Genomic DNA, 20,445 nt, shown 5'->3' on the forward strand with positions numbered 1-20,445 from the left:
ACGGCTAGTCCCGCTCGATCAGGTGCCCGATCACGTCCGGGCCGGGATGCGCGTGGCCGGAGCCGTCGCGGCGCGGATCGATGTCGGGCAGCTCGACCGGCGTGCCCTTGTCGTCCGCTCCAGCCGGGCGCGTGCCGATCCACGCCAGCACCAGGTGGGTCTCGCCCTTGAGGAACCGCTGCGAGCGCACACCGCCCGTGGCACGCCCCTTGGCCGGGTACTCGCTGAACGGCGTGACCTTGACGCTCTGCCCGGACGACGTGACGACCATCGGTTCGCCGTGCTCGCTGTCGTCCGTGCGGATGGCGCCGAAGAACACCGCGTACGCGTCGCCGGACAGGTTGATGCCGGCCATGCCGCCGCCCTTGAGGCCCTGCGGCCGCACGAGCTTCGCGTCGTAGCGCAGCAGCGACGAGTCCGAGCTGACGAACGCGAGGGTCTCGCTGCCGTCGGTGAGCCAGGTGGCGCCGATGATCTCGTCGCCGTCCTTGAGCGTGATGACCTCGAACTCGTCCGACCGCACCGGCCACTCCGGCACGCACACCTTCACCGTGCCGAGCTTGGTGCCCAGCGCGAGGCCGGGCGAGTCCTTCGGGTCGAGCGGCGCGATGCCGACGACCTTCTCGCCCTTCTCCAGTGGCACCAGCTCCGAAGCCGCCATACCGCCGCGCAACGACACCGTGCCGCTCTGCTCCGGCAGCACCGGCAGCGGCAGCACGTCGGTCTTGAACGCGCGGCCGAGGTTCGTGATCAGGACGACCTGGCCGCGTGCGGTCGAGTGCACGGTCGCCGCGACGGCGTCGTGTTTCACCCGGCCCGCCCGGCGTTTGCCCTCGGACGCCTCCTCGGACTCCGCGGCGGTGCGCGCGACGAGACCGGTGGCGCTCAGGATGACCTGGCACGGGTCGTCCGCGACCTCCAGCGGACCGGCGGGCTTGGACGCCGCCAGCACCTCCTTGAGGTCACCGTCGATGAGGCTGGTGCGACGCTCGCCGCCGAGCTCCTTGGCCACCGCGGCCAGCTCGGTCGAGACGAGCTTGCGCAGCACGCCCTCGTCCTCGAGGATCGCGGTCAGCTCCGCGATCTCCTGCCGGAGCTTCTCCTGCTCGTTCTCGAGCTCGAGCTTGTCGTACTTGGTCAGGCGGCGCAGCGGCGTGTCGAGGATGTAGGACGCCTGGATCTCCGACAGCTTGAACTGCTTCATCAGGCCGTCCTTGGCGGCAGCCGCGTTCTCGCTGCCCCGGATCAGCCTGATGACCTTGTCGATGTCGATCAGAGCCAGCAACAGGCCGTCGACCAGGTGCAGTCGTTCCTCGCGCTTGCGGCGGCGGAACTTCGTGCGGCGCGTGACGACCTCGTAGCGGTGCTTGAGGAAGACCTCCAGCAGCTCCTTGAGGCCGAGCGTCTGCGGCTGCCCGTCGACCAGCACCAGGTTGTTGATGCCGAACGACTGCTCCATCGGCGTCAGCCGGTAGAGGTCCGCGAGCAGCGCCTGCGGGTTCACGCCGACCTTGCACTCGATGACGAGCCGGATGCCGTTCTCGCGGTCGGTGAGGTCCTTGACGTCCGCGATGCCGGTGAGGCGCTTGGACTTGTTCACCTCGTCGGTGATCTTCTCGACGATCCGCTCCGAGCCGACGCCGTACGGGAGCTGGGTGACGGTGATCGCCTGCCGCCCCCTGCTGCCCTCGAGCAGGCCGATCTCGACCTTCGCGCGCATCCGGACCACACCGCGGCCGGTCTCATAGGCCTTCCTGACCTCGTCGAGACCCAGCAGGATGCCACCGGTCGGCAGGTCGGGGCCGGGCACGAACTCCATCAGCTTGTCGAGGCTCGCCTCCGGGTGCGAGATCAGCCACCGCGCCGCCCCGATCACCTCGCGGAGGTTGTGCGGGATCATGTTCGTGGCCATGCCGACCGCGATCCCGGACGTGCCGTTGACCAGCAGGTTCGGGAACGCCGCCGGGAGCACGCCCGGCTCTTCCAGCGAGCCGTCGTAGTTCGGCCGGAAGTCGACCGTGTCCTCGTTGAGCTCACCGACGAGCTGCATGGCGACCGGCGACATGCGACATTCCGTATACCTCGCCGCGGCCGGTCCATCGTCTGGGCTACCAAAGTTGCCGTGCCCGTCGATCAGCGGCTCGTTGAGGCTGAAGTCCTGTGCCAGGCGGACCAACGCGTCGTAGATCGCCGTGTCACCGTGCGGATGATATTTGCCCATGCAGTCACCCGTCACACGGGCCGACTTCACGTAGGCGTGGTTGGGCCGGTAACCCTGCTCGTGCATCGAGAACAGGATGCGGCGGTGCACCGGCTTGAGGCCGTCCCGCGCGTCCGGCAGTGCCCGCGAATGGATGACCGAGTACGCGTACTCAAGGTACGAGTCCTCGATCTCCGTCTTGAGCGGGTTGTCGAGCACCTGGGCGCCGGCCCGGTCGAACGCGGCGGGGTCGACCTTGGTCGTGGGTCCCTTGCGGCGTGCCATGACTTCGTAACTCCGTCTGTCTCAGAAAGGCTTAGAAGCGCTGGAAGGCTTAGAGGTCGATGGCCGACTGGTCGACCCGTGCGGCGGATTCGACGAGCCAGTTGCGGCGCGGCTCGACCTTCTCGCCCATCAGCAGTTCGAGGGCTTCCTCGGCGGCTTCGGCGTCGTCCATGGTGATGCGGCGGACGAGGCGGGTGACCGGGTTCATCGTGGTGTCCCACAACTCGTCCGCGTCCATCTCACCCAGGCCCTTGAACCGCGACACCGGCGTGACGACCTGCTTGCCCGCCTTCTCCAGCGACGCGACCTTCTGCTCCATCTGACGCTGGGTGAAGGTGAAGTGCGTCTCGGAGTTGCGGCCGCGGGTCATCACCTTGTGCAACGGGGGCATCGCGGCATAGAGCCGCCCGTCCTCGATCACCGGCCGCATGTACTTGGCGAACAACGTGATCAGCAACGTCCGGATGTGGCTGCCGTCGACGTCCGCGTCGGCCATCAGGATCACCCTGCCGTACCGCATCTGCGAGACGTCGAACGTGCGACCTGTGCCGGCGCCCAGGACCTGGACGATGGACGCGATCTCGGCGTTGCGCAGCGTGTCCGCCAGCGAGGCCTTCTGCACGTTGAGAATCTTGCCGCGCAACGGAAGCAGCGCCTGGTACTCAGACACACGCGCCATGCGTGCGCTGTTGTGGACGAACACACCGGCTTCGAGAGCGAAGTTGTGGTAGCCGTCCACGGTCAGGTCGTAGACGTCTTCCCGCTCCGGCAATGCCTCCACGGAAGCGACCGAGTGGTTCACCATCGACGCCGCTTCGCGCAACCTGGCGAAGTCGTCGTCGTAGTGCGCCAGCACTTTCAGGAACTTCAGGCCGGTCTTCGCGTTCGCCTTGCGATCGAGTTCGTAGGACAACGCGAGCTCGAAGTTCGACGGCGTGTCCAGCATCGGCGCTATCCGCTTGAGCGCGGCGATCCGACGGCCTTCGACCTGCTTGGCGACCCGCTCGGCGCGCGGAGTCGACTGCACGTACCGGCGACGGCCCTCCTGGACCTTCTTCAGGTGGCCGGTCGAAGCGTCGGCCATCCGCTCCTTCATGCGTGCCGAGTGCTCGCGACCGAACTCCGGGTTGTTCTCGTGCCAGGCGACAACCGCGTCACGCTGGCGCTGCCGCTCTGCGGGATCCGAGAACTGGTCGACCGTCGTGCGTGAACGCCATGCGCGCAGCGCTTCGTCCTGCCATTGCGCCAAAGAGCGCTCACGCCACTCTTCACGCTTGCCTGGCCGTGTGAAGAACGCACGCACCCGCTCAGCAGCTGCTGCGCGGTGTTCGGGCTTTGCCCAGTAATCGGCCTGCAACGAACGCATGCGCTCGGCGTACGCGGCCTTCTCTTCGTCGCTGAGAGACGAGTACCAGTCCTGGAAGCCCTGTTCGATGCGAGCACGGAATTCCGGATCCTGGTTCCGCTCCGCGAGCCTGGCCAGGCAGGAAGCCCGGAACTCCGGGTTCTTCCACTGCTCGGACAACATCGCGGACTTGAACTCGTTGCCACCGGCAGCAAGCCATGCGCGATAGCCGGCGTGCACGTGCTCGCCCATCATCGCGGCATGCAGTGCTGCGTGGTCTTCCCAAGTCATCCGCTTGAGGTTGCGAGGGTCGTTGTTCCGCTTGTTCACGTCGACGTGGTGACGAACGTTGCCGTCCTCAGCACTGTCGAAGCCGTGGCGCAAGTTGTACGCATCGGCCAAGTAGTGGGTGTAGACCCACTCCTGCCGGTCGTTCATCCAAACCCGCTCGTAGCCGTCGAGGTTGTGCCCCTCAGCCTTCGAGGAAACCGACCGGTACAGCGGCATCAGCGAGTCGCCGGGTTGCAGGGCGTCCGCGCGGCGGTAAGAGCCGTCACGCAGCCGGAACAGATGGTCAGGCGTGCATCGCACCGACTCGCCGTTGTCCAGCGTCACGCGAACCAGCGGCGCGTCGTTCTTCGTCACTCGCGGCTCGACCAGCGGAACGACGACGACGCGGCCGGCCTTGTTGGTCGCGTAGCCGAAGTGCGTCACGCCTCGCTGCCAGTCCTCGACAAGGTCCAAGAACGACATCGATTTGCCCGAGGCCAGCGCGACCTGCGTCTCCGCGGTGAAGCAACCGAGCGCGCTGTCGCCCTCGACGAGGAACAGCTCGCTTCGCGACACCCCGGTCGTGCGGCAGTCGACGAGCTTGGCGGGCATCGCCGCGCCCTCGAGCGCGGTCTTGCGGCGCGCCGCGTCCTTCTGCTGCTTCTGGGTCAGCCGGACGCGCGAGGCGTCGACGACCTTCTGCAGCACGGTCTTGGCCTCGACCTTGGTCTTGCGGTCCTCGGTCCACGCGCGGACCTGCTGGTCGACGATGCCCTGCAGCACCTTGGTGATGCCGGCGGTCGACAGTTCGTCCTTGGTCTGCGAGGTGAACTGCGGTTCGGGGATGCGGACGTGGATGACGGCCGTCATGCCCTCCAGCACGTCGTCCAGGGTCGGCATGTCCTCCTTGGGCTTGAGCAGCCCGCGGGTCTTGGAGATGGCGTCCTGGACGGACTTCAGCACCGCGCGGTCGAAACCGCGGCGGTGGGTGCCGCCGTGCATGTTGCGGATGGTGTTGGTGAAGCACTCGACGGTGCGTTCGTAGCCGGTGCCCCAGCGCAGTGCGACCTCGACCTCGGCCTGTCGCTCCACTTTGGACCGCATCACGCCGTTCTGGTCGGCGGCGTTCTCGAAGTAGGTGCCGGAGCCGGTGATCACCAGGGTGCCGGAGACGGCGCGGTCGCCGGACGGGGCCAGGTAGTCGACCATGTCGGTGAGGCCGTTGGGGTAGTGGAAGATCTCTTCGGAGATCGAGTCTTCCAGCGCCGTCTTCAGCACGTAGGTGACGCCGGGGACGAGGAACGCCGTGTTGCGCATCTTCGTGCGGACGGCTTCCACGTCCAGCGCGGCGTTGTTCTCGAAGTAGCGGGCGTCGTACCAATAGCGGATCGAGGTGCCGGTCGACTCGCCCCGCTTCATCTTGCCGGTGACCTGGAGACCGGCCTGGCGGGTGAACTTCGCCTTCGGGCCGGGGCCGTCGAAAACGCCGGGAACGCCGTGCGCGAACGACATCTCGTGCACCTTGCCGCCGAGCCGCACGGTGACGTCGAACCGGTGCGAGAGGGCGTTGACGGCCGAGGCACCGACGCCGTGCAGGCCGCCGGAGGTCTTGTAGCCGGAGCCGCCGAACTTGCCGCCGGCGTGCAGCTTCGTGAGCACCAGTTCCACACCGGACAGACCGGACTTCGCGTGCACGTCGGTCGGGATGCCGCGGCCGTTGTCGTCGACCTGGACGCTGCCGTCGGCGTGCAGCGTGACGACGATCTTCGTTGCGTGGCCCGCGACGCCTTCGTCGGTCGAGTTGTCGACGATCTCGCTGAAGAGGTGGTTGATGCCCCGGCTGTCGGTGGACCCGATGTACATGCCGGGCCGCTTGCGGACGGCCTCCAGACCTTCTAGATGCGTAAGGTCGTCGGCCCCGTACAGGGTCTCTGCGGTCACGGGTATTTCTCCCAGGTTGTGTGCGGACTGCCAGCAGGGTATCCGCACGGACCGACAATTTTTCGCAGGACGCCCGTCAAGGACGTGGAAACCGCCCTGGGTGGTGCGTCACAAAGCCGGGCGCCACGGTCTCCTCGCGGGGTGGAGTCGTGGTCCAGTCCTGGAGTACCCGCATCTCAGGGCCGTACTGACCAGCGAGGGCGTTGAGGTCGGAGGCCGGCCAGCGCCCGGACGAGATCCGGTCTTCCAGGACACGCAGAGCGACGAGTTCCTCGGCTGCCGTGTGCATGCAGTGTCCAGCGCGGTTGACGAACAGTTGGCGAACATCACGTCCGCGGTACGCACCGGTGTGCTCCACGCCCGTCGGGTCACCGAGCGCGTGCAGCGTCACGACCGGCGCCTGAGGACGGCCGGACGGATCACCGAACGAGTGCAGCCAGCGCACGGCGGCAGCATCGGCTGTGACCCGTGGAGCCGCTCCAAGGGCCGCCAGATCGTCGTTCAACGACACGCCCGCCTCCCGATAGGCCGCCAGCACCAGTTCCTTCTGTGAGGACCGCTCCAGCAACACCCGGTAGTCCACACCCGTGTTCCAGCTCGGGTTGCCGCCGGCGCGGGTCTCGATGTCGGCCCGTCCACTCCCCCACGCCAGGGAGCGCGCGAGCGTTCGGTCGTGAACGGCCGCCTGCGTCACGGCGTCGACCACCTCGGAAGGACGGGGCTCGTGCACCCGCGACCAGGCCGGGATACCCGCTACGGCGTTCGCCAACGCCAGCCGGGCCCGTCCGTGAGCACTCGTCAGCGCCGAATCGATCGCCGTGACCGCCCGCGTCTCGTTCGCCGCGGGGTCGGAGATCCGGGCGACCTGCAACCCGGGATCCAGCAGCGTCCGGAACACGAACCCCAGGTCGAGCAGCTGGTTGGACCGCATGACGGCCCCGCCGAGCGCCCCGCACATCGCCAGGACGCCGTCGAACCGCGACCGCTCGCCCAGCATCACCGAGGTCAATCCGCCCAAAGAGGACCCCCAGGCGATGACGCGCCGGGGTTTCGAGACCTCGCGGCTGAACCAGGACACCAGCGCGGGCTGGTCACGCAGCGCGTCCGGGATCGCGTGCCCGTGCGGAACCCGGTAGCGGGAGGCCGCGAGAGCGTATCCACGAGCGAGCAGCTCGTCGCGCGCCGCCGGCCGCGACGCCATCTCGATCCGCGGGGTGTAGCCGGCCGGATAGGTGCCGTGGCTGTACAGCAAAAGCGTTCCGTTCCAACGGGATGGAACCTCGACGCGGTATTCCGCGCCGTCGATCTGTCCGGTGTGGACAGTCAGTCCAGCGGGCTCCGCCGGCATCAGCAACGACACCGCGAGCAGCAACTTCCCCAGCATCACGACCCCCTCGATCGACCATGTCGGCTAGAGCGTCTCGATCACCGGGGCGAACCGCGTCCGATCAGACGATGCATCGGACTACGCAGGGTTGCGTACGAGACCGTTCCGAGACCTTCCCGAAACTGACCCGTGAACCGGGATGAACATCGGCACGTATGCCCCGTTGTCGGTAACGGATCGAAGGACGGAGTGGTCGCGTGCGGCATGGTGTGGACTCGGGTCTCTTCCAGCAGACCGCGCACAGCCCGTCCTACTTCGAGCTGTCGCGGACCGGTGCCGGGGAGCTCGTGGACTTCTGCATCCCGTGCAATCCGTACTTCCCGACGCCGGAGATGTTCGAGGAGCTGTCGAAGAACCTGGAGTCGGTGCTCAAGTTCTACCCGAGCGACTCCAGCAAGATCGCTGACCAGCTGTCCAAGGTGCTGGGTCTGAACCCGGCGACGCTCGCGATGTCCAACGGCTCGACCGAGCTCATCACGTGGATGGACCACCTGTGGATCCACGAGAGCATCGCGATCCCGATCCCCACCTTCGGCCGGTGGACCGACCAGCCGATGGAGAGCAACAAGCGCGTCGACATGTTCCTGCTCCAGGAGAGCAACAACTTCGAGCTGGACATCGACGAGTACATCAAGTTCATCCGCACGCGGGGCAGCAGGGTCGCGGTCATCTGCAACCCGAACAACCCCGACGGCGGCTACCTGCCGCGCCGGGAGATCGTCCGGTTCATGGACGAGCTCAGCGACCTCGACCTGATCGTGATCGACGAGTCGTTCATCGACTTCGTCGAGGTGGAGCGCAACCCGTCCGTGGCCGCTGAGGCGTCCATCCGGCCCAACGTGGTCGTGCTGAAGAGCCTCGGCAAGAACTTCGGTCTGCACGGCATCCGGTTCGGCTACCTGGTCGCGAACCCGGGACTGGCCGGGAAGATGCGCAAGACGCTGCCGAAGTGGAACCTCAACTCTCTCGCGGAAACCGTTGTGTTCATGCTCGCCGAGCACGAGGCGGAATACGCCGAGAGCCTGCGGCTGCTCAGCCGTGACCGCTACCGGATGGGCATGGAGCTGTCGCGCATCCCCGACCTGACCGTCTACTCGTCGCAGGCGAACTTCCTGTTCGTGAAGCTCGGCGGCGGGATGGACGGCCGCGAACTGCGCGACCACCTGCTGGCCAAGCACCAGGTCTTCATCCGCGAATGCGGCAACAAGCTCGGCATGACCAGCAAGTTCGCCCGGCTGGTCGTCCGGCCCGAGCAGGACGTCGAACGACTCGTCGAAGGCATCCGCGACTTCACTCAAGCGAGGTGGACAAGCCACGCCGTTCACGCAAGCCATTCCAGCGAACCGTCGCTGCTGATGCACAGCGCCTAACCCTTGGGCCTGAATCATTTCTCCGAAAGGTTGTCCAGAAATGTCATCACCGCACGCCCTCAGCGGTCGGCGCGGCCAGGTGGCTGCGGCCGCGCTGGTGGCCGCCACACTGCTCAACGCGGCCATGTTCGGCGGTACCAACGCCACTGCCTCGTCACACCGCGAGGCACCGCTCATCGCGGGTGATCCGGCCGTGGACAACACGGACCTCTACGCGTTCGTGAGTCCTGACCACAAGGACACCGTGACGCTGGTCGGCAACTGGTCCGGGTTCCAGGAACCCAACGGCGGCCCCAACTTCTTCCCGTGGGCCGAGGACGCGCAGTACGACTTCAACATCGACAACGACGGTGACGCGAAGGCCGACGTCGTCCTGCGCTGGCAGTTCCAGAACGACGACCGGCGCAAGAACACCACGTTCCTGTACGCCAACGGTGTCGTGGACTCGCTCGACGACGAGAACCTGCTGTTCCGGCAGCGCTACAGCATCGAGGCCATCTACGAGAACGGCCAGAAGGTCCAGCTCGTCAAGGACGCACCGGTGGCACCGTCACCGAACGGTCCCGCGTCGATGCCGGACTTCAAGAAGCTGCGCGACCAGGCGAGCGTGCAGATCCCCGGTGGCGGCAAGGTCTACGTCGGACCGTCCGAGGACGCTTTCTTCGCCGACCTGCGGGTGTTCGACCTGCTCTACGGCGGCAACCTGAGCGAGGTCGGCCAGGACACGCTGCGCGGCTACAACGTCAACACCATCGCGATCCAGCTGCCCAAGCAGGCGCTGGCGCTCAAGAACGACGCGCACCGCAACCCGAACATCGGCATTTGGAGCACCACGCAGCGCCGTTCGCTCAAGCTCTCGCCGGGCAAGGCGGAGGCGCAGGGCGACTTCGTGCAGGTGTCCCGCCTGGGCAACCCGCTGGTGAACGAGGTCGTGGCCCCCGCGGGTCTCAAGGACGCGTTCAACGGCCTGCGCCCCGACCAGGACGCCGGCGTGAAGGAGCTGGTGGACCGGGTCGTGAACCCGGAGCTGCCGAAGCTGATCGAGGCGATCTACAAGATCCCGGCACCGCAGGGTCAGCGCGACGACCTGGCGGAGATCTTCCTGACCGGCATCACGAAGAAGCTCGGCGGGCAGATCAACGCGGACCTCAACTCGCAGGTCAACAACGCCGACGTGGACCCGAAGCGGTTCCGCCCGTCGGAGATGCTGCGGCTGAACATGATGATCGACCCGAACCCGCAGCCGAACCGCCTGGGCCTGCTCGCCGGTGACACGCAGGGCTTCCCCAACGGCCGTCGTCTCACCGACGACGTGGTGGACATCGCCGTCCAGGCGATGGAGGGTGCCGCGGCGTCCGGCAAGCTCGTCGACGCGCTCGCCACGGGTGACAAGGTCGACGCGAACGACCAGCCGTTCGAGGCGAACTTCCCGTACGTGGGGCTGCCCCGCAACGGCACGGCCGTCAACGCCTCGGGCACCACGGCCGACGTCGCGGTCAACCCGGTCGGCAAGATCGGCAACCTGGACCCGATGGCGATGACCACCGCGGTGGGCTCGGCGTTCGTGTTCGGCGCCGGTTTCTTCCTGTGGCGCAAGCGTCAGGCATCGATCCGCAAGTACGGGTCGCACTCGAAGTGAAGTACCAACAACGGCAGGCCGTCGCGGTGGTTCTCCTGGTCACCGCGGCGCTTGCCTACCTCGCCGCCTCCGGTCCTGCCGACAGCAGGGCCGGGGGCGCGCCCCCTGTCACCGACGTGGTTCCCGCGGTGGCGCAGCAGAACCAGATGCACCGCGTGGTGCACCAGCTGCAGCAGCGCCTCCACGAACTGCCCCAGGACAAGAACGCCTGGGCGCAGCTCGGTTCGTCCTATGTGGAGCTGGCGCGCGTGACAGCCGACCCGACGTACTACGCCAAGGCGGAAGGCGCGTTGAAGAACGCGGGTGACACGGGCCTGGCCGCCATCGGCATGGGCACGCTGGCCAACGCCCGCCACGACTTCCCCGCCGCCCGCGGCTGGGCGAACAAAGCGATTGCCGCCCTGCCGTCCTCCGCGGAGGCGTACGGCGTGCTGGCCGACGCGTTGACGCAACTGGGCGACGACGCGGGCGCGCAGGACGCGGTGCAGAAGATGCTGGACCTCAAGCCCAACACAGCGTCGTTCGCCCGCGCTTCCTTCCACTTCGAACTCCACGGCGACGTCGACGGCGCCCGCGACGCGATGACGCGCGCGCTGACCGCTGCCGCGACGCCCGAGGAGATCGCGTTCTGCCGTTACCGGCTGGGCGAACTCGCGTTCGACCACAACCGGCTCGACGAAGCCGCTCAGCACTACGCGCAGGGACTGGCGGCGAGAGGAGACGACATGACTCTCACTCAAGGCATGGCGAAGGTCGAGGCGGCACGGGGCGACGCCCCGGTGGCGCTGGACGCCTACCGCAGGCTCGTGGCCCGTGCGCCGCTGCCGCAGTACCTGCAGGAGTACGCGGAGCTGCTGGAGGCCAACGGCAAGCAGGAAGAGGCCGCCAGGCAGTACGACGTGCTGTCCGAGCAACAGCGACTGATGGAGTCACAGGGTGCTTCCGACGATCTGGCCGCGGCCCTCGTCGCCGCCGACCGCGGTGATGGCATGCAGGCGCTGCGCCGTGCGGAAGCCGAGTGGAGCCGCCGGCAGAGCGTTTTCGTGGCCGACGCCATGGCCTGGGCGCTGCACGTGAACGGCCGCGACGCGGAGGCGTTGAGCTACTCGGACCGGGCCGTCGCGCTGGGCTGGCAGAACGCCACGTTCTCCTACCACCGCGGCATGATCCTGGCCGCGCTCGGCCGGGTCGCGGAAGCACAGGAAGCACTGGTGCAGGCGTTGCGGCTGAATGCGAACTTCTCCCCTCTGCAGTCGCTGAAGGCGGGTCGCAAGCTCGCTGAACTGCGAGGCGGCCGGTGAGTCTGTCGGGCTGGGTCGTCCGGCCCGTCCTGGTCGTCGCCCTGCTGCTGGCAGGCATCTTCTTCATCAACGGTGAGGCGTCCGCGCACCCGTTGGGCAACTTCAGCGTCAACCACTACCACGGGCTGCACCTGCACCCCGACCGCGTCGACCTCAGATCCGTGGTCGACGTGGCGGAGATCCCGACGCTGCAGGAGAACCTGAAGACCCGCGACGCCCGGCAGTGGTGTGACGAGGTCTCGCGCACCGACCGGTCCACGGTGGACGGCAGGCAGATCTCGTGGTCGCTCTCCAGCGCCATCAAGGAACACCCGGTCGGCCAGGCCGATCTGATCACCACCAGGCTGGTCTGCGAGTTCACCGCCAAGGTCGACCTCGACAGGCCGGCCAAGCTCGAGTTCCGCGACGAGTCGAACGTCGACAGGGTGGGCTGGCGGGAGATCACCGCGGCCGGCACCGGGATCAGGCTCGCCGAGTCGCAGGTGCCGACCGAGAGCGTCAGCAACGAGCTGCGGACGTATCCGGAAGACCTGCTCAGCAACCCGATGGATGTCCGTTCGGTCAGTTTCACCGCCGAACCGGGCAGCGGATCGGAGCCGAAGAAGGCGTCCGGATCCCCCATCCAGTCGTTGAGCGTCACCGCGTCGGCTTTGAACGACATCCTGGGCAGCGACGAACTCACGCCGTGGCTCGGGTTTCTCGCGCTTCTGCTGTCGTTGCTGCTCGGCGCGTCGCACGCGGCGTTGCCCGGTCACGGCAAGACGCTCATCGCCGCCTACCTGGCCGGTCGTCAGGGCAGGCCGCGGGACGCGTTCATCGTCGGCGCCTCGGTCACGGCCACGCACACCGGTGGCGTGCTGGTCCTCGGCCTGGTCATCAGTGCGTCGTCGGCGCTGGCCGGTGAGCAGGTGCTGCGCTGGCTCGGGCTGGTCAGCGGTCTGCTGATCGCGGTGATCGGCGTGATGCTGCTGCGGTCCGCGTTGTCGACGACCCGCGAACCAGCGCTGGCCGGCGTCGGCCATGGTCACGGGCACGGCCACGGACATGGGCACGGTCATGGCCACGGACACGGTCATGGGCACGGCCACGGGTACAGCCGCGCGAGCCTGATCGGCATGGGCGCTGCCAACGGCCTGGTTCCGTCACCGTCCGCGCTCGTCGTGCTCCTCGGCGCCATGGCACTGGGCCGCACGTGGTTCGGCGTCCTGCTGGTCGTCGGTTACGGATTCGGCATGGCCGCCACGCTCACCGCTGTCGGACTGCTGCTCGTGAAGGCGCGGGAACGCGTGGAGAAATTCCTGGACGGTCGTGCCACCCGCGCGCTCTCGCATTACGCACCCGTCGGCACAGCCGCGATGGTGATCGTGGTGGGAGCATGGCTCACATTGCAGGCTGTCTGAATTACACCAATGTAAGAAGAGTGTGAGAAGGGCCCGGATTCGGTTCGAATCCGGGCCCTTGCTCGTTTCTGTCCTTACAGCGTTTACGTGCTCACAGGTTCGCCACCACGAACGCTTTGCCTTCCGCGTTCTCCACCGAGATCGACTTCACCTTGTCCGGTGACACGCTGACCACGCCCCGCACCTTGGAGCCGTCGACCCGCTGCTTCTCGGTCGTGGTCCACACGAAGGCCTCGGTCTTCGTGCCGTCCATCCCGACCACGATCAGCTTGCACTTCTGCGCGACCGGTAGACCGTCAATGTTGGCCGTGACCAGGTAGCGGTCCTGCGACGACGGCGCGATCTCCGCCACCATCTTGATCCCGCCCGCCGTCGCCTCGCCCGTGCGAGTCGACGCGACACTGGTCCCCGGTGCCTGGTTCTGCATCAGCACCGCGGCACCACCGAACGCCACCACCGCGGCGACAGCCGCGGCGGCGAGGTAGCCCGGCCAGCGCCGGGCCTTGGCGTGCTGCGGTTCGGGAAGGTCCTCCACCGGCACTGGACTGGCTCTAGGACGAAGATCTGCCACCCGCGGCTGCGGGATGACGGACTCGTTCCGGATCTGTCGCAGCGTGCGCTGCAGCACCAGATCCGAAGGCTTGGGCAGGTCGGCTTCGAGTTCGAGCTCGTGCAGGAATGCTTCCCGAGGTATCTCGTCGAGCACCCTGCGGATCCGATGGAAGTCGGCGACCTGCGCACGGCAGGACGGACAGTCCCTCAGATGCTGCTCCACGCCAAGACTCTCGTGCGCGTCCAGAACGCCGAGCGCGTAGCAGCCAAGGGTGACCGCGTCGTGCGCGCCAGCTGTCATACGACCTCCTCGTCGTCCCGATTCGACCCCCGCGGCGAAACGGTGTCACAAGGAAAACGGGCAGATAGGAGGGGTTGGTTCAGTTTGCGAACGAGTTCATTCTGATTGCTCATAACAATGGCATTACGTAACCGCGCGGCTACCGTTCAGAGCCTACCTGAGCAGCGCTTTTCACTCGATCGGACGACTCAAGTGTCTCGAATGGCTACAGGCACGTCTCTCGACGAACCTGCGGTCGTTCCTCGGCCTCGATGAACACCGAGAGGCCGTCCAGTACGCGTGCGAGGCCGAACTCGAACTCGTTCAGCGGCCGCTCGAAGCCGCCCGTGTTCCAGATGTGGGTCATCATCGGCAGCCGGTCCGGCGTGAAGTGCTCCCAGAGCGACTCACGGCCGTTCCACCAGTCCTCCTCGGACACGCCGGTCTCCCGTTCGGCCTGCACGCGGTCCGCCATCGTCCGGCCGACGCCGTCGACGAACTGGGCGACCGCCGTCACCACCGCGACGATCTCCTCCGACCGCAGGCCGAGCTCGGAGACGGCCGCGTACGCCGCGTCCTGGCGGGCCATGGCGTGCGGGCCGGGCATCCGCCGCGAGGTGGTCAGCTGCAGCATCCACGGGTGCGCGCAGTACATCGCCCACATCTGCCGCGCGAAGAAGTCGAGCCCGTCGCGCCACGGCCCCTTCGGCGTGCTCTCGGTCTCGCCCCACACCGCGTCGACCATCAGGTCGAGCAGCTCGGACTTGCCCGGCACGTGCCGGTACAGGGACATGGTGGTGAAGCCCAGCGTCTCGGCGACCCGGCGCATGGTGAGCGCGTCGACACCCTCGGCGTCCGCCACCTTGATGGCCGCCTCGACCACCCGCGACTGGCTCAGCGCCGCCTTCGGCCCCCTGGTCGGCTCGGCCGGCGGCTCCCACAACAACCGCACGCTCCGGTTCCGATCGCTCTTCACCCAGCCCCCTTCACAACCAGCTTGCATGTGAATCCTAGAACCGTGTACAACGTACACCCGGTGTACAACGTAAGCAGTTAGATCACGGGGGTGAAGGCGTGGGACACGCGGTGCTCGCGGAAGGCCTGCGGAAGGTGTTCGACAAGAAGGCGGCGCTGGACGGGTTCGACCTCGCCGTACCAGCGGGAACGGTGTGCGGGCTGCTCGGCCCGAACGGCGCGGGCAAGACGACGGCGGTGCGCATCCTGGCCACGTTGCTGCGCCTGGACGGCGGCCGCGCGGAGGTGGCGGGCTTCGACGTGGCGCGCGAGGCGCCCCAGGTGCGCCGGCAGGTGGCGTTGAACGGCCAGCAGTCGACGGTCGACGACGTGCTGACCGGCAAGGAGAACCTGGTGATGTGGGGGCGGCTCTACCACCTGACCAAGCGCCAGGCGTCGGTTCGGGCCGATGAGCTGCTGGAGCAGTTCGGGCTCACCGACGCGGCGGACAAGCGCGCCAAGCAGTACTCGGGCGGCATGCGGCGGCGCCTGGACCTGGCGTCGAGCTTCATCCAGCGGCCGTCGGTGCTGTTCCTGGACGAGCCGACGACCGGCCTCGACCCGCGCAACCGCGGCGAGGTCTGGCGGGAGGTGAAGCGGGTCGTCGCGGAGGGGACGACGGTGCTGCTCACCACGCAGTACCTGGACGAGGCCGACCAGCTCGCGGACCAGATCGTCGTGATGGACACCGGCCGGGTCGCCGCGCAGGGCACGCCGGACCAGCTCAAGTCCAAGCTCGGCGGCGACCGGATCGAGGTCGTGGTCCGCACGGCCGAGGAGCTGCCGGTCGTGCGGGACGTGCTCGGACCGGACGCGGAGGTGGACCCCGACGGGTTCCGGGTGAGCGCGGCGGTGGCCGACCGGGTGGCGGCGCTGACGCGGGTGACGTCGGCGCTCGCGGCGCAGGGCGTGGAAGCCGAGGACATCGCGTTGCGGCGGCCCACGCTCGACGAGGTCTTCCTGGCCATCACCGGGCACAAGGCCGTGTCGGACGACTCGGTTGCGGAGGTCCGGGCGTGAACGCGATCAAGTTTGCGGCGGTCGATTCGTGGATCGTCGCCAAGCGGGACCTGATCCACTGGCTGCGCGAGCCGGTCAGGGTGTTCGCGAACCTGGCCTACCCGATCATCTCGGTGCTGATCTTCGGGTTGGTGTTCGGCAGCGCGATGAACGTGTTCGGCGGCGGGAACTACATCGAGTTCCTGCTGCCCGGCATGTTCGGCCAGACCATCGCGTTCGGCGTCGGCACCACCATGATGATGGTGTCGATGGACGCCGACCGGGGCGTGACGGACCGGTTCCGCGCCTCGCCGATGTCGCAGACCGGTGTGGTGGCCGGGCGCAGCATCGCCGACCTGGTCAACTCCTCGCTGGAGCTGCTGGTGCTGGCGCTGTGCGGGCTGGTGATGGGCTGGGCGTTCCACGACGGGCTGCTCAACGCGCTGGTGGCGTTCGCGCTGTTCCTCTGGCTGCGGTTCGCCCTGGTCTGGGTCGGCATCTACCTCGGCCTGCTGGTGAAGCCGGAGGCCGCGCAGGCGTCGTGGATGTTCCTGTTCCCGCTGACGATGTTCGCGAACACGTTCGTCTCGCCGGAGCTGATGCCGGGCTGGCTGCGGCTGGTGTCGGAGTGGAACCCGCTGTCGTCCACCGTGGCGGCGGCGCGTGAGCTGTTCGGCAACCCCGGCGTCGGCGGCGACTCGTGGGCAGCGCAGCACTCGTTGCTACTGGCTGTGCTGTGGCCTGCGGTGTTCGTGGCGATCTTCTGGCCGCTGTCGGTGCTGAAGTACCGCAACCTCAGCCGCTGAGCCCTGAGCCGCTGGACCGTCACTTTCCAGGATGGCCGTCCGGAACTGGTCGGCGAGCCACCGCGCGAGCAGCCGCCGCCAGTTCCGGACCCTGGCCAGCATCTCCGGTTTGAGCGTCCTGTCCTGCTCCCACTCCTGCCAGTCCTCGCTCGCGAGCCAGCCGATGCAGCCGGCGATGCGGTGGGTCCTGAGCAGGTTCAGGTCGGGCGTGTGCCCGTAGCCGACCCAGAACGCTTGGGGCAAAACGGTTCCGTGCAGGTAGAGGTGTTCCTCGAACGCCGCCAGCTCGTCGAGCGGGTTGCCCTGTCCTGGGTTGTCCCAGTCGATCAGCGTGGCGCGGTCGTCGCCGACGATGATGTTGTAGAGGTTCACGTCGTTGTGCAGCAGGCCGATCCGGTGGATCTTGCGGAACGCCAGGCCGATGCTGCGCCAGACCTCGTCGGACACCGGCAGCGCGTCGGCGAGCGTCCGGCCCTCGACGTACTCGACCAGCACGTCCCCGCGGCCGTTGTGCGCGAGGATCTCCGGAGCGCCGGGCACCACGAACTTCGGCAGATCGCGCGCGACCTTCGGCTGGCGCAGCACGGCTTTGCGCCCGTCAGCCAGCGTCACCAGGTGCAGGACGTTGGTGAGCCCCTCTCCTTCCAGAGGTTCGACGCGGACAGCGGTCTGCAGCAATCGGAACAAACACCCACCTCCATTGACGTTCTCTCCGCCCTAGTGGGCGGGGACTCCCTCCGTGCTGCCCTTGAAACGCGCAGCGCCTGGGTGGATTACCGCTTCCCGGCGCGCTGCCGGCACAGGTGCCGGTCTTACGTGCGCTCCACGGTCGTTTAAGCTCTCCGCCCGTCCGGCGGCGAGCACATTGATGGCGGCATTCACATCCCGGTCGTGGGATGCTCCGCAGCAGCAGCTCCACGATCGGACCGTCAACGCCATCCTGTCGGTGACGCGGCCACAATCGGAGCACATCCGAGTGGACGGGTGGTACCGGTCCACCCGCGCGAAGGTGCGCCCGTACCGGGCGGCTTTGTACTCCAGCATGGCGGTGAAGCTGGCCCACCCCGCGTCGTGGACGCTCTTGGCCAGCCGGGTGCGACCAAGACCGACGACGCACAGGTCCTCGACGTACACCGCTTGGTTGTCGCGGATGATCGCCGTGGACAGTTTGTGTTGCCAGTCCCGCCGGGTATCGGCCACTCGGGCGTGTGCCCGGGCGACCTTGACGACGGCCTTCTTGCGATTGTTCGACCCCTTCACCTTGCGGCTCAAGGACTTCTGAAGTCGACGCAGCTTGCGGGCTGCCCGGCGCAGGAACTTCGGCGCGGCCACTTTCGTGCCGTCCGAAAGCACCGCGAAATGGGTCAACCCCAGGTCGATGCCGACCTCCGAGCCAGCATCAGTCATTGGCTGGCCGACGGTCTGTACGACGAACGAGGCGAAATACCGCCCAGCCGCATCCTTCACGATCGTGACCGAGCTGGGCTCGGCAGGCAATTCGCGTGACCAGCGCACGTCCAGATCGCCGATCTTCGGCAAGCGCAGCCGTCCGTTGCCCAGCACCTTGAACCGGGCGTTGGCGGTGAACCGGATCGCCTGCCGATTGTCCTTGCGGGACCGGAACCGCGGCGGCGCCACCATCCGGCCCTTGCGCTTGCCTGAGGTCGAGGCGAAGAAGTTGCGGTAGGCGGTGTTCAGATCCGCCAGGGCCTGCTGCAACACCACCGCTGAGACTTCTCCCAGCCATGCCCGCTCGGGCCTCGATTTGGCCAGGGTGATGACCCGCTTCGACAGCTCGCCGTCCGAGATGCGGGGCAAACTCTGCTCCCGTGCGGTCAAGCGCGCTCGCAGCCCATCGTTGAACACCACCCGCGCACACCCGAACGCCTTGGCCAGACAGGTCTGCTGACCCTGCGTCGGATACACACGGTAGTTGTACCGAAGCTGCACACCGGCACCGTACCAACGGTTTAGCGCCGAACCAGACGGTATCCACACCAGCGCAAGGAGTTGGTCGACGTCCAACGCCGACATCTTCAGGCCCACCTCCTGTAGCAACGGTGTAACACACGACACATCGGACAGATAAGGAACCCGGGGGGATGCATTCGGCGGCGATGTACGCATGGAGGCATACCGATGACCCAACGTTCACGGCGCACACGGCTCGCGCTGGTCTCGGCTCTGGCACTGGTGTTGCCACTCGCCGTGACCGGCCCCGTACTCGCCGATCCCAACAACAACTCGCCGGCCAAGCTCAGCAAGGCCGTGACGCTGAACGGCGTGCTGCGCCACCTCGACGCGTTGCAGGCCATCGCGAACACGCACGGCGACCGCGCGGCGGGCCGGCCCGGCTACCAGGCCTCGGTGAACTACGTGGTGGGACAACTGAACGCAGCCGGCTACACACCGACCGTGCAGGCGTTCGACTTCACCTACCTGGAAGACAACTCCGTGCTGGACGTGCTGGCACCGACCGTCATCCGTTACCGCAAGGACCTGGACTTCACCTACACCGATTTCGTGCCCAGGGCGGAGGGTGACGTCACCGGCGTCACGCAGGCGGTGGACGTGGTGCTCCCGCCCACGCCGGCGCCCAGCAGCTCCAGTGGTTGCGAGTCCGGCGACTTCGCCGGGTTCGTGCCCGGCAGGATCGCGCTGATCCAGCGCGGCACGTGCAACTTCACCGTCAAGGCACTCAACGCGCAGGCGGCGGGCGCCTCGGCGGTCGTGCTGTTCAACGAGGGCCAGCCGGGCCGCACCGGGCTCGTGATCCCGACCGGCGACGCCACCGGTCTCACGATTCCGGTCGTCTCCGCGACGTTCGACGTCGGCCGGCAGCTCGTCAGCCTGTCCCCCGCCACGATCCGGGTGAAGGTCGAGGTCATCACCGACACGCGCACCGCGTGGAACGTGTTCGCCGAATCCCAGTACGGCAACGCGAACAACGTCGTCATGGCGGGCGCGCACCTCGACAGCGTCCAGAACGGGCCCGGCATCAACGACAACGGCAGCGGCTCGGCCGCACTGCTGGAGACCGCGATCCAGATGTCGAAGGTCAAGACCAACGCCAAGGTCCGCTTCGCGTGGTGGGGTGCGGAGGAGTCCGGCCTGCTCGGGTCCGATCACTACGTCGCCACGCTGCCCCAGGCCGAGCAGGACAAGATCGCGCTGTACCTGAACTTCGACATGGTCGGCTCGCCGAACCACTTCTACGGCATCTACGACGGTGACGACTCGAGCGGCACCGCCCCGGTGCCGATCCCGCCGGGGTCGGCGCAGATCGAGGACGTCTTCGAGAAGTTCTACGCCGACCGAGGACTGCCCTCGGAGGACACGGAATTCTCCGGGCGGTCGGACTACGGCCCGTTCATCGCGGTCAACATCCCGGCCGGTGGCCTGTTCACCGGCGCCGAGGGCGTGAAGACCGCCGAGCAGGCGGCGAGGTACGGCGGGACCGCGGGTATCGCGTTCGACCCGTGCTACCACCAGCCGTGCGACAACAGGTCGAACCTGAACCTGACCGCGCTGGACGTCAACGCCGACGCGATCGCCACCGCGGTGATCACGTTCGCCTTCGACACCTCGACGGTGAACAGCGTGCGCGCGCCCGGCAAATCGCACGGACGCGCGCCACGGGGTTCCGCCAGCTAGTC

The 20,445-nt window shown here is 67.4% G+C and carries 14 protein-coding genes; 7 read left to right on the forward strand and 7 right to left on the reverse strand.

The genetic code is table 11. The features are described 5' to 3' along the window. Window positions 1-4 precede the first annotated feature (4 nt). From ACWGE0_RS06035 to ACWGE0_RS06045, 3 genes are all read right to left on the reverse strand, one after another. Entirely contained in the window at window positions 5-2,485 is a 2,481-nt protein-coding gene (locus tag ACWGE0_RS06035) for a DNA gyrase/topoisomerase IV subunit A (protein ID WP_452259799.1), read from the reverse strand. A 49-nt stretch (window positions 2,486-2,534) separates the two neighbouring features. Next, window positions 2,535-6,041, reverse strand: a complete 3,507-nt coding sequence (locus ACWGE0_RS06040) for an ATP-binding protein (protein ID WP_452259800.1) — start codon at window positions 6,039-6,041, stop codon at window positions 2,535-2,537. Window positions 6,042-6,117: 76 nt separating this feature from the next. Continuing rightward, window positions 6,118-7,425, reverse strand: coding sequence for a hypothetical protein (locus tag ACWGE0_RS06045; RefSeq protein ID WP_452259801.1), 1,308 nt, complete (start codon window positions 7,423-7,425; stop codon window positions 6,118-6,120). 200 nt (window positions 7,426-7,625) lie between these two features. Here ACWGE0_RS06045 and ACWGE0_RS06050 point away from each other — a divergent pair, with 200 nt between their 5' ends. From ACWGE0_RS06050 to ACWGE0_RS06065, 4 genes are read left to right on the forward strand one after another with little or no spacing between them, the layout of a single operon-like run. Next, window positions 7,626-8,798 (forward strand): pyridoxal phosphate-dependent aminotransferase, encoded by a 1,173-nt coding sequence (locus tag ACWGE0_RS06050; RefSeq protein ID WP_319963762.1) that lies wholly within the window; start codon window positions 7,626-7,628, stop codon window positions 8,796-8,798. Between the two features lie 40 nt (window positions 8,799-8,838). Further along, the gene (locus ACWGE0_RS06055) at window positions 8,839-10,437 is read left to right on the forward strand and encodes a DUF4331 domain-containing protein (protein ID WP_452259802.1); all 1,599 of its coding nucleotides are present in this window, start codon (window positions 8,839-8,841) and stop codon (window positions 10,435-10,437) included. Further along, window positions 10,434-11,738: a tetratricopeptide repeat protein gene (locus ACWGE0_RS06060; RefSeq protein ID WP_452259803.1), complete on the forward strand. Its 1,305-nt coding sequence runs from the start codon at window positions 10,434-10,436 to the stop codon at window positions 11,736-11,738. The genes ACWGE0_RS06055 and ACWGE0_RS06060 overlap by 4 nt, the downstream gene beginning before the upstream one ends. Then, window positions 11,735-13,138, forward strand: coding sequence for a nickel/cobalt transporter (locus ACWGE0_RS06065; RefSeq protein WP_452259804.1), 1,404 nt, complete (start codon window positions 11,735-11,737; stop codon window positions 13,136-13,138). Before ACWGE0_RS06060 ends, ACWGE0_RS06065 begins: the two co-directional genes overlap by 4 nt. Before the next feature lie 91 nt (window positions 13,139-13,229). Here the strand turns inward: ACWGE0_RS06065 and ACWGE0_RS06070 are convergent, their stop codons facing one another. Both ACWGE0_RS06070 and ACWGE0_RS06075 read right to left on the reverse strand, forming a co-directional pair. Continuing rightward, window positions 13,230-13,991 carry an anti-sigma factor family protein gene (locus tag ACWGE0_RS06070; protein WP_452259805.1) on the reverse strand — a complete coding sequence of 254 codons (762 nt, stop codon included), beginning with the start codon at window positions 13,989-13,991 and terminating at the stop codon, window positions 13,230-13,232. 205 nt (window positions 13,992-14,196) lie between these two features. Further along, a complete protein-coding gene (locus tag ACWGE0_RS06075; RefSeq protein ID WP_452259806.1) occupies window positions 14,197-14,946 on the reverse strand; it encodes a TetR/AcrR family transcriptional regulator in 750 nt (249 codons plus the stop codon). A 98-nt stretch (window positions 14,947-15,044) separates the two neighbouring features. Between ACWGE0_RS06075 and ACWGE0_RS06080 the strand changes: the two genes are divergently transcribed. Both ACWGE0_RS06080 and ACWGE0_RS06085 read left to right on the forward strand, forming a co-directional pair. Then, window positions 15,045-16,004: an ATP-binding cassette domain-containing protein gene (locus ACWGE0_RS06080; protein ID WP_452259807.1), complete on the forward strand. Its 960-nt coding sequence runs from the start codon at window positions 15,045-15,047 to the stop codon at window positions 16,002-16,004. Next, entirely contained in the window at window positions 16,001-16,789 is a 789-nt protein-coding gene (locus ACWGE0_RS06085) for an ABC transporter permease (protein ID WP_452259808.1), read from the forward strand. Before ACWGE0_RS06080 ends, ACWGE0_RS06085 begins: the two co-directional genes overlap by 4 nt. On the opposite strand, the gene ACWGE0_RS06090 is transcribed toward ACWGE0_RS06085, so the two are convergent. Together ACWGE0_RS06090 and ACWGE0_RS06095 are read right to left on the reverse strand one after the other, a co-directional pair. Beyond that, window positions 16,706-17,476 (reverse strand): lipopolysaccharide kinase InaA family protein, encoded by a 771-nt coding sequence (locus tag ACWGE0_RS06090; protein WP_452259809.1) that lies wholly within the window; start codon window positions 17,474-17,476, stop codon window positions 16,706-16,708. The genes ACWGE0_RS06085 and ACWGE0_RS06090 overlap by 84 nt on opposite strands. Before the next feature lie 30 nt (window positions 17,477-17,506). Then, entirely contained in the window at window positions 17,507-18,823 is a 1,317-nt protein-coding gene (locus ACWGE0_RS06095) for an RNA-guided endonuclease InsQ/TnpB family protein (protein ID WP_452259810.1), read from the reverse strand. 105 nt (window positions 18,824-18,928) lie between these two features. Here ACWGE0_RS06095 and ACWGE0_RS06100 point away from each other — a divergent pair, with 105 nt between their 5' ends. Continuing rightward, entirely contained in the window at window positions 18,929-20,443 is a 1,515-nt protein-coding gene (locus ACWGE0_RS06100; protein WP_452259811.1) for a M28 family peptidase, read from the forward strand. Window positions 20,444-20,445 lie beyond the last annotated feature (2 nt).

Source organism: Lentzea sp. NPDC054927, assembly GCF_053610285.1.